Annotated in this window: 8 protein-coding genes; 6 read left to right on the plus strand and 2 right to left on the minus strand. The window is 46.6% G+C overall.

Annotated elements, in window-relative coordinates; genetic code table 11:
• Nucleotides 1-38: 38 nt before the first annotated feature.
• The gene (locus M4S28_RS24440; RefSeq protein ID WP_249633112.1) at nucleotides 39-2,636 is read right to left on the minus strand and encodes a molybdopterin oxidoreductase family protein; all 2,598 of its coding nucleotides are present in this window, start codon (nucleotides 2,634-2,636) and stop codon (nucleotides 39-41) included.
• 472 nt (nucleotides 2,637-3,108) lie between these two features.
• Between M4S28_RS24440 and nirB the strand changes: the two genes are divergently transcribed.
• The 4 genes from nirB to M4S28_RS24460 all read left to right on the plus strand — a co-directional run bounded on the left by nirB (nucleotide 3,109) and on the right by M4S28_RS24460 (nucleotide 9,745).
• Nucleotides 3,109-5,691 (plus strand): nitrite reductase large subunit NirB, encoded by a 2,583-nt coding sequence (gene nirB / locus M4S28_RS24445; RefSeq protein WP_249633113.1) that lies wholly within the window; start codon nucleotides 3,109-3,111, stop codon nucleotides 5,689-5,691.
• Between the two features lie 139 nt (nucleotides 5,692-5,830).
• Nucleotides 5,831-6,175, plus strand: coding sequence for a nitrite reductase small subunit NirD (gene nirD / locus M4S28_RS24450; RefSeq protein WP_004730303.1), 345 nt, complete (start codon nucleotides 5,831-5,833; stop codon nucleotides 6,173-6,175).
• 142 nt (nucleotides 6,176-6,317) lie between these two features.
• On the plus strand, nucleotides 6,318-7,787 hold the full coding sequence (locus M4S28_RS24455) for a NarK family nitrate/nitrite MFS transporter (RefSeq protein ID WP_017094925.1): 1,470 nt from the start codon (nucleotides 6,318-6,320) through the stop codon (nucleotides 7,785-7,787).
• Between the two features lie 167 nt (nucleotides 7,788-7,954).
• The gene (locus M4S28_RS24460) at nucleotides 7,955-9,745 is read left to right on the plus strand and encodes a bifunctional protein-serine/threonine kinase/phosphatase (RefSeq protein WP_249633114.1); all 1,791 of its coding nucleotides are present in this window, start codon (nucleotides 7,955-7,957) and stop codon (nucleotides 9,743-9,745) included.
• Between the two features lie 33 nt (nucleotides 9,746-9,778).
• Here the strand turns inward: M4S28_RS24460 and cra are convergent, their stop codons facing one another.
• On the minus strand, nucleotides 9,779-10,783 hold the full coding sequence (gene cra / locus M4S28_RS24465) for a catabolite repressor/activator (protein ID WP_249633115.1): 1,005 nt from the start codon (nucleotides 10,781-10,783) through the stop codon (nucleotides 9,779-9,781).
• A gap of 385 nt (nucleotides 10,784-11,168) precedes the next feature.
• On the opposite strand from cra, the gene fruB reads away from it, so the two are divergent.
• Together fruB and pfkB are read left to right on the plus strand one after the other, a co-directional pair.
• The gene (gene fruB, locus M4S28_RS24470; protein WP_249633116.1) at nucleotides 11,169-12,302 is read left to right on the plus strand and encodes a fused PTS fructose transporter subunit IIA/HPr protein; all 1,134 of its coding nucleotides are present in this window, start codon (nucleotides 11,169-11,171) and stop codon (nucleotides 12,300-12,302) included.
• A 9-nt stretch (nucleotides 12,303-12,311) separates the two neighbouring features.
• The gene (gene pfkB, locus M4S28_RS24475; RefSeq protein WP_017090852.1) at nucleotides 12,312-13,289 is read left to right on the plus strand and encodes a 1-phosphofructokinase; all 978 of its coding nucleotides are present in this window, start codon (nucleotides 12,312-12,314) and stop codon (nucleotides 13,287-13,289) included.
• Nucleotides 13,290-13,291 lie beyond the last annotated feature (2 nt).

The raw sequence follows: 13,291 nt of genomic DNA on the forward strand, positions 1-13,291 counted from the left end.
CGCTTAGCTTTAGGTATTAATAGTTTAGCGGTAATCAGCTACTTCGCCATGGTGCTCAAAAACTCGGCTTCGAATTCTTCATCGGCTTCTCGGGTTAGGCATTCCACCAGCCAGTCGATGCTGTGATGGTCTAGCTTGCTGTTCACCACAAAGGCTTGCTTTACACCAGACTGGCCCAGCTTGGCTGAGCCGTAGTTCTTGAATGATTTATTACCGTGGTAATGGAGTGATTTAATCGCCTCTGCGTTGGGCTCTGGTAAGGCATCGAGTGTGTTGGCGAGCTGAATCACCAGTTCCATTGGGTTCTTAGATGATGAAATGCGATACAGAAAACCGCCCTCCACTCTTTGGCGCACCCAGTAATCAAAACCGCTGCAATCCATCACTTTGTCACTGACCAGTGCGGCTTCACTGCGATAACCACACGGCTCTACTACAACAGGTGTGTGCTTGAATTCTGGCTGACCAGAGGCAGCATCCGTATGAGGCAAGATCAAGTCACACGGCTTGCTATCTTTGGCGGTCGGAGCATTCCAGTGAATGGGCATGAAGACTTGTTCTCGGCGCATCTCTTTGGTCACCACTAAGCGCGCTTGGCATTCGCCTTGTGCGCTGCGCACTTTCACCACTGGGTTTATAGTCGCGTGGTTGAAAGCATCTAAGCCAAATTCATCTAAGCCGAACTCTTCTAAACCAAGTGCAGCGACCGTATCTGGGTGCATGGCAACAAAAGGTTCGGGAGTATGTTCACCTAAGCCAGCAGCCAAGCCAGTTCGGCTCATGGTGTGCCATTGATCTCGGATTCGCCCTGTGTTCATGATTAGCGGGAATTCAAGGCTGGTATCGGCAATCGGTTTATCGTGCTCAACTGCAATAAACTGCGCCTTGCCAGATTCGGTAAAGAACTCGCCATTGGTAAACATACGCTGCTCAATGATCTCTGGTTGGTACTCAAGTACCGGCCACTGCTGTGGAGTCAGCTCGCCATAGCCTTTTTCGTCCAGTTGCGTGAGTCCAATTAAGCATAAGTCACGTGCTTTGCCTGTCTCATTGCCAAGCGCAGTCATCTCGCAATACTCTTTGAAGATCTCACCTTCGTGGCGATAATCAAACTGCTCTTTGAATCCCATTTTCTGTGCCACTTCTTTTAAAATCCACCAATCCGGTTTGGCTTCCCCTGGGCTTGGTAATATACGGCGTTGGCGTGAGATTCGACGCTCAGAGTTAGTCACTGTGCCCGACTTCTCGCTCCACCCTTGTGCGGGCAGCACTACATCAGCCAAGCGAGTAGTTTCCGTATCGGCAATACAATCAGACACCACCACAAATGGGCACTTCTCTAGTGCGGCTTTGATCTTTTCACTGTCAGGTAGGCTCACGACTGGGTTAGTTGCCATGATCCACACCGCTTTGATTTTGCCTTCATTCATGGCATCAAACAGGTCAATCGCTTTTAAACCCGCATGTGTGGCTAAGCTGTCGGTTTGCCAAAACTCCCTGACGGTTTGGTGTGATTGCGGATCACCAAATTCAAAGTGCGCTGCTAAAGTATTGGCTAAACCGCCCACCTCACGCCCGCCCATCGCGTTTGGCTGGCCCGTTACAGAGAATGGCCCCATGCCCGGCTTACCGATTTTCCCGGTCGCTAAATGGCAGTTAATAATGGCGTTTACCTTATCGCACCCTTGTGTGGATTGGTTCACGCCTTGAGAGTAAATGGTCAGCACCTTCTCATTCGATGCAAACAAACTGTAGAACTGTTTTAGCTGCTGCTCTGTTAACCCTGTGAGCTCAGGAACGCTTTTGTCGCCCCAGCCCGATTCGGTATAGCTATATTGAGTCGCAGCTCGAATCGATTCAGTAAAGCCTTGGGTGTGGTTTTCGATGTAGTCTGCATCTAGCTTGTCGTTATCGTCGAGATAGCCCAATAAACCATTGCACAACGCCACGTCTGAGCCTGATTCCAATGCCAAGTGAATATCTGCAATTTCACAGGTGTCGGTATAACGCGGGTCGATGACGATAACTTTCAATGCAGGGTTGGCTTGTTTCGCGGCTCTTAACCTTTGGAAAAGTACCGGGTGACACCATGCTAGGTTCGAGCCTGTAATCACGACCAGATCGGCTTGCTCGAGATCTTCATAGCAAACCGGCACTGTGTCTGCACCAAATGCACGCTTATGCCCGACCACGGTTGAAGCCATACACAGCCTAGAATTACTGTCGATGTTGCCGCTGCCGATAAAACCTTTCATCAGTTTATTGGCAACATAATAGTCTTCGGTAAGCAGCTGGCCAGACACATAGAACGCAACCGAATCGGCCCCAAATTCTTCGATGGTTTGATTGAATTTGTCTGCGACCAACTGAGTGGCACGGTTCCAGTCCAGCTCTTGTTTTTGCTCATTCTGAATATGAGCAGGCTGTGTTAGGCGTCCTAAAGGCGTGACGGTATCACCAAGCGCAATCCCTTTAGTGCATAGCTTTCCATAGTTTGATGGATGATCTTTATCACCACGCACTTCTAGTTTTCCTAACGATGTCGGTCTCGCTTCTATTCCACACCCTACACCACAATAAGCACAGGTTGATTTTATCCAGCCGCTGTTTGAATCGGTCATCCGTTTCTCGCTCAATTATCCATAATTGTAATAACTGAAACCAAGCAAATAGCACGCCACTTAACACTATCCGACAAAAATGAAATATTTCACATTAAAAACAACAACTTAATTAAAAGCAAAATATCAATACTGAATAGATTTCAACTTAACCAAGATAGAAACTTAATTTTTGCACCATCTTGCGGAAAGTTGCACCACAAACGCTCATTTATATAAATCTAACAAAAATTTTACATACCACTTTAGGGGTAATTACGTGCCACCTTCAATTTTTAACCATCTGAAATATATAGATTAAATTTTATTTAAATGAACAACTCGCAATCTGGCACCCTCCTTGCTCCACTAGAAACCAAGACTTAGAAAAAACATTTTTGTTTTTCTTAATGATTATGAATTGAGTGGAATCTCAACCCGGTATTCATCTGCTAACGACTAGAAATTAGATGCTAGTGATGGTGACGCCGAGAATAAGGAATGGATTATGAGCAAGAAGAAAATCGTCGTTGTTGGTAACGGCATGGTTGGACACAAATTTATCGACAACATCCTGCAATCAGACAGTGATGAGTTTGATGTAATTACTTTTAGTGAAGAGCCAAGGCTGGCATACGACCGAGTTCAGTTGACGGCTTACTTCAAGCGCGGAAATGCTGATGATTTGGCATTAACCAGCGAAGAGTATTACCAAAGCAATGGCGTCAATTACCTTCTCAACGCGAGAGTCACTCAACTGGATACTGAAAATAAGTGCGTTGTGACTGAATCGGGACATACCGAGAGTTATGACACCTTAATTCTGGCGACCGGTTCATTCCCTTTTGTTCCCCCTATTCCCGGTAACGACCAAGAACACTGCCACGTTTATCGCACCATTGAAGATCTAGACGCCATTGAACTATCTAGCAAAGGCAGCAAATCTGGCGTCGTTATTGGTGGTGGTCTGCTTGGCTTAGAAGCCGCAAACGCAGTCAAAAACCTTGGCTTGGAAACCCATGTAGTGGAATTTGCACCTCGCCTGATGGCCGTACAGTTAGATGACGGTGGCGGTGCCCTACTGCGCAGAAAAATTGAAGACCTTGGCGTACAAGTTCATACCGAGAAAGCAACCTCTGAGATAGTCGCGGGTGAAAGCGCTCGCTACAGAATGAACTTTGCAGACGGCACCCACCTTGAAACCGATATGATCGTGTTCTCTGCAGGTATTCGCTCTCAAGATGCCCTAGCTCGCAGCTCTGATATTGCCATTGGTGAACGTGGCGGCATCGTGATTAACGATCACTGCCAAACCAACATCAACAACGTCTATGCGATTGGTGAATGTGCGCTTTGGGACAACAAGATCTTCGGCTTAGTCGCACCCGGTTACTCCATGGCGAAAGTCGCGGCTTCGCATATTGTCTCCGGCGGTACTGACGATGCCGCATTTACTGGCGCGGACATGAGCACCAAGCTCAAACTACTTGGCGTCGATGTGGCCAGTATTGGTGAAGTACACGGCAAGACGGAAGGCGCTCAGTCATATACCTATAACGATGAAATCGAACAAATTTATAAGCGCCTGATCATCTCGGCAGACGGCACAAAGATTGTCGGTGCAGTATTAGTGGGTGATGCAGAGGCTTACGGTTCGCTACTGCAAATCAAACAAAACGATATGCCCCTTCCTGAAAACCCATCGGTATTGATTTTACCTAACGTCGCCGATGATTCAGGTTCGGCAATGGGTGTTGAAGCTCTGCCCGATAGCGCAGTGATTTGTTCGTGTTTTGATGTGACCAAAGGTGATATTAAAGACGCGGTTTCTGCTGGCTGTACCACGATGGCTGCATTAAAAGAAACCACCAATGCTTCGACAGGTTGTGGCGGTTGTTCTGCCCTTGCTAAACAGGTTCTCGATAGCGAGCTAAGTAACCTAGGTGTGGAAGTCTCTAACGATATCTGTGAGCACTTTGCTTATTCTCGCCAAGAGCTAACTGACATCATCCGCGTCAACAAAATCAAGACCTTCGATGAGCTGTTAGATTCTCACGGAAACGGATTGGGCTGTACCGTGTGTAAACCGGCTGTCGGTTCGATTCTGGCTTCCTACTGGAACGATTACATCCTCGAAGATCAACATATCGAACTGCAAGACACCAACGACATCTACCTTGGCAACATGCAAAAAGACGGCACTTACTCGGTGGTTCCGCGTATTGCTGGCGGTGAAATCACCCCTGATAAATTGATCGTGCTTGGCGAAGTCGCTAAAGAGTTCGACCTTTACACCAAGATCACCGGTGGTCAACGTGTCGACTTGTTTGGCGCACAGCTTAACGAACTGCCTATCATCTGGAAAAAGCTAATCGATGCTGGTTTTGAAACGGGCCATGCCTACGGTAAATCGGTACGTACCGTGAAATCGTGTGTCGGTAGCACTTGGTGTCGATACGGCGTCGACGACAGTGTTGGCTTAGCGATTCGACTTGAGAACCGCTACAAAGGCTTGCGTTCACCCCACAAGATCAAGTTTGCGGTTTCTGGCTGTACTCGTGAATGTGCAGAAGCCCAATCAAAAGACTTTGGCATTATCGCCACCGACAAAGGTTGGAACCTCTATATCTGTGGTAACGGCGGTATGCGCCCTCGCCATGGTGACCTTTTCGCTACCGACCTTGATGAAACCACCCTGCTGCAATACATCGACCGCATTTTGATGTTCTACACACGTACCGCGGATCGCCTACAGCGTACATCGGTATGGATGGAAAACCTTGAAGGCGGCATTGAATACCTCAAGCAAGTCGTGATTGAAGACAAGCTCAACGTTGCTGAAGAGCTTGAAGCCGATATCGCCCTTAACATCGAAAAATACCAATGTGAGTGGAAAACCACCATCGAAAACCCTGAAAAAATGAAGCGTTTCCAGCACTACATCAACAGCGAAGAAATGGACACTAGCCTGTCATTCATCAAAGAACGAGAGCAGCGTTTTCCTAAGCCGAGCTTGAGCTCTTCTTCAGATTCACAACGCGATGAAATGCTAACCAAGGCTGACCAAATCGAAGTCACGGAAGTTTCGTAAGCCGAATGGACGGTCTGTGAATCAGTAACAACTAAACCCAATATCGATAGTCGACAGTGGCTCAGCCCAAGAAAACTGCTGTCGGCTATCACCCTAATTAAATTGATTATTAGTTTTATGTTTTGACTAGGAGAAAGTCATGGAAAATTGGACAACCGTATGCAACACCCGGGACTTAACCCCAAACGGCGGTATTTGCGCCAAAGTAGACGATAACCAAGTGGCTATTTTTTACTGCAAGCGCAGTGACACGCTTTATGGGCTCTCTAATTACGATCCTGTTGGCAAGGCGAATGTGATGTCACGTGGTATCATTGGTTCATTAAGCGGTGAGCCTTACGTAGCCTCACCCTTATACAAGCAGCATTACCACTTAGAAACTGGCGCGTGCCTTGAACAACCCGATCTCAAGCTCGTGAAATTTGAAGTTCGCAAGCAAGGAGAACAGGTTCAGGTTCTCGCACCGCTTGCTATCGCCAGTTAACTAAACGCCGACATCAACATGTAAACGCTTTATCAGCGTGAGCAATTTCGGCACAGGGTTTAGCCACATGAATGCGTTCGAATTTCGGAAGTAACGCACGAGCTAAAGCCGGGTAATTTTCCAGATTTAAAGGATTTAAACCATGGATAACACAAAATTTTCGCTGCTTTCATTTACGGGTAAGATGAAAACCTTACACCTAAGTTGGATGGCCTTTTTTATCACCTTTGTTGTGTGGTTCAACTTTGCCCCACTACTGCAAATGGTAAAAACTTCGCTTGGTCTTTCTACTGAAGAGATCAAAACACTGCTGATCCTCAACGTCGCATTGACCATTCCGGCGCGTGTCGCGATTGGTATGTTAACCGACAGATACGGCCCAAGATTGGTCTACTCTTCGCTACTCGCTGTCTGTTCAATCCCTTGTTTCATGTTTGCCATGGCAGACTCTTTCATTCAAGCGGCGATTGCTCGTTTCCTACTTGGCTTCATTGGCGCTGGCTTCGTGGTTGGTATTCGCCTTGTGTCTGAATGGTTCCCACACAATGAATTAGGTACCGCAGAAGGTATTTACGGCGGTTGGGGTAACTTCGGTTCAGCAGCAGCAGCGTTTACCCTTCCAACTCTCGCTCTAGCGTTTGGTGGTGAAGACGGCTGGCGTTATGCGGTTGGTATTACTGGCGTAATGAGCTTAGCGTTCTCGTTTGTGTTCTACAAAAACGTAACGGATACACCAAAAGGTTCTACTTACTTCAAACCAGCTCAAGTAACAGCGATGGAAGTGACATCAAAGGGTGACTTTTTCTTCCTACTTATTATGAAGATCCCAATGTATGCCGCTTTAGCGCTACTGACATGGAAGCTATCACCAACCAACATCAACATGCTGTCTGACATGGCGGTTTACTCTGTGTATGCAGGTTTGGCTGCGCTTTACGTGTACGAAGTGTCGCAAGTTTGGAAAGTAAACAAGAACGTATTTAAAGAAGAAGTACCAGAGATTCACCAGTACAAATTCAAGCAAGTTGCGGTACTTAACGTATTGTACTTCGCGACATTTGGTTCTGAACTGGCTGTTGTTTCTATGCTGCCACTGTTCTTCTCTGATACCTTTGAATTAACACCGGTTCTTGCAGGTATGGTTGCATCGGCTTATGCCTTTATGAACCTAATGTCTCGTCCAGGTGGTGGTTGGATTTCAGACAAATTCGGTCGTAAACCAACACTGCTTATTCTAACGATTGGTCTTGCTGTGGGTTACTTCGCAATGGGTCAAGTCGACAGTACATGGCCTGTATGGCTAGCGGTTGTCGCAGCGATGGCGTGTTCTTTCTTCGTGCAAGCGGGTGAAGGTGCAGTATTCGCAACAGTTCCTCTCATCAAGCGTCGTATGACAGGTCAGATTGCAGGTATGACCGGGGCTTACGGTAACGTGGGTGCGGTAGTTTACCTAACTGTGTTGTCATTCGTGAGCTACCAAACGTTCTTCTTAGTGATTGCTGCAACAGCGGTACTTGGCTTTGTAACTCTACTGTTCATGGAAGAGCCTAACGGTCAAATCGCCGAAGTAAACGACGACGGCAGTGTCACGCTGATTAATGTTTCAAATTAGTCTCTGTACTAAGAAGCATTGATATTATTGAATCGGGAGAGGCACCTTAGCGGATACATCAACGCTAGGTGCTTCGTTCAAAGGCTCTAAGTTCACTAGAGCTTTTGTTCTTCCTAGGATGTTCTGTCAAGGAAGCGGGAAGAAGAACAGTAAAAAGAAGACCAGTTATGACAATTTCATTCAGCCAAGGGCAAGTCGTCACGCCAGAATCCCATAACCAACTGACTTTGAAGTTTGGTGGTTATTCGAATAAAGGCATACGTGATGAAAACCAAGACGCCATCATTGTAAAGCACCCTAAAACTCGTACTGAGCAAGAGTTGAAAGGCAGTGTCGCCTGCATAGCAGACGGGGCTAGTTGCAGTGAACACGGCCAGAAAGCCAGTCACACTAGCGTGATGCAGTTTATCGACGACTATTACGCCACTCCAAATAGCTGGAGTATTCAGCGCTCAGCACAGAAAGTCTTAACCTCACTCAATTCTTGGCTCTTCAACACGTCTGTTTCTAATATCCATCCTGCACAACAAGTTAACCACAATGCGCTCGTTTCGACGTTCAGCAGCGTGATATTGAAATCGAACACCGCGCATATATTCCACGTTGGCGACAGTCGCATTTACTTACTAAGAGATGGCGAATTACGCCAACTGACACGCGACCACACCCGTAAAAATATGGGGCAGAAGCATTACTTAACACGCGCCTTAGGCATAGACAACCAACTCAACGTTGACTATCAAACCCTGCCTATCAAGAAAAACGACTGCTTTATCCTCACTTCGGATGGTGTGCATGAATTTGTCTCGCCCAACACCTTCAATGAACACATCGATAAGCCTGGAGCGGATTTCGAATACGCAGCACAAACCATCTGTAACACCGCTTTAAGCCACAATAGCTCAGACAACGTGAGCTGTTTGATTGTGCAAGTCAGCCATCTACCTAAACCTTCGCTCATTGAGTTCCATGAAAAGCTGGCTAAACGTGCCATCCCACCCGCGTTAAAGCTCGGGCAAAGTATCGACAACTTTATGGTGCTTGAGGTGTTGTATGCAGGCTCTAGAAGCCATGTGTATCGTGTGATGCAGAAAGAGACACAAACCGAGTTCGTGCTGAAAGTCCCTTCCGTCCAATATCATGATAGCCCTTCGCAACTGAGAGCTTTCTTTAATGAACAATGGGCGGGGATCTTGCTAAACAATAAGAAAGTAATGAAGGTCTACCCGACACCAGAGAACTCGCAATTTTTATATCAAATCTGCGAATGGGTAGAAGGCATCACGCTAAGACAATGGATGTACGACAATCCAAAACCGTCACTCAATGAAGTACGCGACATACTAGAAAAAATCACACAAGGTATTCGAGTATTACAACGTGCAGATATGGTGCACCGAGACTTAAAGCCCGAGAACATTATGCTTCAACATGATGGTGAGATAAAAATCATCGACCTTGGCGCTGTATTAGTCAGAGGACTTGAAGAGGGAGAGCTCGCAGACAAAGACGACACTCCATTAGGTGCGGTCAATTACATTGCACCCGAGACCATCAAACATAACAGCGCGACCACAAGCTCAGATCTGTTCTCTATCGCCGTGATCGGCTATGAGATGCTAACCGGTGAATTGCCCTACTCTGAAATGACCGCGCAATCGCTTAAGCAATCTCGCCACCATCAATGGGAATACCAACCCATCACTCAGAAACGAGCGGACTTACCAAGCTGGGTGGATTTGGTTTTACAGAAAGCGTGTGCCGAATCGCCAAGCGAACGCCATCAAGTGTTGGGGGATTTTGTAGCAGACCTTTACACACCAAACCAAAGTTTGGTGAAAAGCAAAGCCAAGCAACCTTTGATAAACCGAAACCCAATCCAGTTTTGGAAGGTGTTAGCTTTGTTGCTCGGCATTGTTGCGGTCGTAGAACTGGGTTTATTGTTAAACCCAAGCTAGATACGTTTACGAATTAGCCTAATATAACCGCGTTTAGCCTCGTTTCACTAAGCTTCTTGGCACTAATTCAATACCCGCTTGGTAACGCTTAGCGGAAGCATTCAAAGCAAGAGCAAAGGCACTATCCGCAATCACTTCAAATTGTTGCGGCAGTGAATGGACTTTAAAAGGTAAGAAATCCAATAAACGGTTATCACCAAAGGTTGCCAGTTTTACTTGATTGATCAGCTCTGGCTTTTCGACCATCACATCCAGTACACCTTCTAGCAAAGTGTAAGACATGGTGACAATCGCATCGGGAACCGTGCCCTTTGCAATCCACTCTTCAAAAACCTCACGTCCAGACTCTCTATCAAAGTGCTCTCCATAACCCACAACCATCGGCTTGTTTTCTGCTAGCCTTGTTTGCTGAGTATGCGCTTTATTTGCCGCTTCAAAACCCAGTTGGCGTTCACGTGAAATGTTTAGGTCAGGTAACGCGCCGATTAAACCAACACTGTGAATGCTGTCATCAAGGATTGAATGCGTCAGTTCAAATGCGGCTTCGAAATCTTCACTGATCACACAAGCAAAATGCTCGTCATCTAACGGACGGTCAATCGCAATTACGGGTGTACCGGAATTTTGCAGCTTCAAGTAAAACTCATTGGCGTCTGGCATTGAGCTCGCGACAAGCAAGGCATCGATACGACGACTCACCAAAGCTTCAGCCACCTTTCGTTCAGTTTCAGCATCATCATCAGAACAGCCAATCAGGATTTGATAACCCACTTTACGTGAGTTCTGTTCTATCAATTTTGCTAAACGCGCGTAACTGCTGTTTTCCAGATCAGGAATAATCAAACCAAATGAACGGCTATTACCAGCGCGCAATGACGACGCAGCATGGTCTGGTCGGTAGTTATACTCTTCCACAACCGCCATGACTTTCTGCTGAGTCTTTTCACTGATTCTGTATTTCTGCGCCTTGCCGTTGATGACATAACTGGCTGTAGTTTTCGATACTCCAGCCAATTTAGCAATTTCATCAAGTGTCATATGGGTGACCTGTATTTTGTGCGTAGGATCATATAACCAATGATCTGATCCTCGGATTAGTTGAATTATATGCTGAATCGATTCAGTATAAAAGCTGAAAGGATTCAGCAAAATCTGAAAAGTGACTTCAATCATCCTTTTGTATGGATTGAGCGTCATTTGTTGTGATTCAACTTCTCATTGTTAACGAAACTGAAATTACGACACGCAGCAAAACTATTTTGAAAACCAAAATCGGCTTTGCTGAATTTTTTTACACTGAATGCTGAACCGATTCAGCTAAAGTAAAACATAGAGCAAAGCAACGAGTAAAGTTCACTAATACTTGCTCTAGACTGAATCGTAGCGATACACAAATTCTCAAGCGATACGCTAAAGAGGCACCATGCTTAAATTATCAAAATCTGACATCACTCTTGGTCAAACGGCCGATGACAAATTCAAAGCTATCCAGAACATTGCTGGCGACCTAACCGCGAAAGGCTTAGTTGACTCTGGCTACGTTGAAGGAATGCTGAACCGTGAAAACCAGAACTCTACGTTCCTAGGTAACGGCATCGCGATTCCTCATGGCACCACTGATACTCGTGGCCTAGTAAAAGAGACAGGCGTTGCGGTACACCACTTCCCTGAAGGTATTGATTGGGCAGACGGCAACCGTGTTTACGTAGCAATTGGTATTGCAGCGAAATCTGACGAGCACTTAGGCATTCTTAAGCAGCTAACGAAAGTGCTAGCGGCAGACGGTGTTGAAGAGAAATTAAAGCAAGCGAAGTCAGAAGACGAAATCATCGCCCTACTTAACGGCGAAGTTCAGCTAGAAGCCGACCTAGACGCTTCTCTAGTTCAACTCTTGTTCCCTGCAAGCGACATGGTTCAAATGTCGGCAGTTGCGGGCGGCCTACTGAAAAACACAGGTTGTACTGACAACGCATTCGTTGCTGACCTAGTAACAAAAACACCGACTCACCTAGGCCAAGGCCTGTGGTTGTTGGGCAGCGATAAAGGCGTAACTCGCACTGGTGTATCGTTTGTATCAACGGCAAACCATTGTGAGTACGAAGGTACACCAGTTAAAGCATTGGTGGCATTCGCCGCTTGTAACAGCGCACACCAATCTATTCTGGCAAACCTAAGCAAAGTGGTTTTCGAAGGTAAACAGCAACAACTGTTAACTGCTGATATTGCACAAGTGATTGGCCTTCTAAAAGGTGAAGCGGTTTCTACAGCATCTCAAGACGATGACAACTGCGCGGTATTCAAAATCAAAAACGCACACGGCCTACACGCTCGTCCGGGTGCAATGTTGGTTGCTGAAGCGAAGAAATTCGAATCAACAATCCGCGTTTCAAACCTAGATGGCGACGGAAAAGAAGTGAACGCGAAGAGCTTGATGAAAGTAATCGCACTTGGCGTTAAACACGGCCACCAGCTTCAGTTTGTTGCTGAAGGTGAAGATGCAGCACAAGCACTTGAATCGATTGGCAAAGCTATCGCTTCAGGCCTTGGCGAAGGTTAAGGAATCGACATGTCTGATAAACAAATCAAAGCCGTTACCGTTACGCTAAACCCTGCTCTCGACCTGACAGGTGCTATCGACGCACTTAATGTGGGTTCAGTGAGCCTAGTAAACAAAGGCTCTCTACACGCGGCAGGTAAAGGCGTAAACGTAGCAAAAGTACTTTCAGAGCTTGGCGCTAAAGTGACCGTAACGGGTTTCCTTGGTCGCAATAACGAAGAAGCGTTCTGCCAACTGTTTGAACAGATGGGCGCAACGGACCGCTTTATCCGTGTCGACGGTGCAACTCGCATCAACGTAAAACTGGTAGAAAATTCAGGCCAAGTAAGCGACATCAACTTCCCAGGTGTTCCTGTCGATGCTGACGCGATTAAAGCGTTCGAAGAAACCCTATTAGAACTTGCTGAAACGCACGATTACTTCGTAATTGCAGGCAGCTTGCCACAAGGTATCTCTCCTGAGCTTTGCGCTTCTTGGGTTCAACGCTTACACGATTTAGGTAAGAAGGTGCTATTTGATAGCAGCCGTGACGCACTTAAAGCCGGTATCAATGCACAACCTTGGCTGATTAAGCCAAACGACGAAGAGCTGTCTCAGCTGTTCAACGCAGAACTGACAACACGTGACCAATGCCAACACGCAGGCCAAGCCCTAAGTGAAAAAGGTATTGAAAACATCGTGGTGTCACTTGGCGCAGAAGGCGTGATGTGGCTAAACCAAGGTGAATGGTTACATGCTCAACCGCCGCGTATGCAAGTGGTAAGCACGGTAGGCGCAGGTGACACATTGGTTGCTGGTCTATGTTGGGGTCACATGCAACAGATGCCAAAACCAGAACTTATTAAATTCGCAACCGCCCTATCTGCTCTAGCAGTTTCACAGGTAGGCGTGGGCATCACCAGCCAACAAGAGCTGGATTCAGTACTACAAAATATCCAATTACAGTCGCTTAGTGCTCCAACTAGCCAGTTAGACACAAGCAAATAGGA

It is taken from the genome of Vibrio sp. J383, from assembly GCF_023503985.1.
GTDB lineage: Bacteria > Pseudomonadota > Gammaproteobacteria > Enterobacterales > Vibrionaceae > Vibrio > Vibrio splendidus.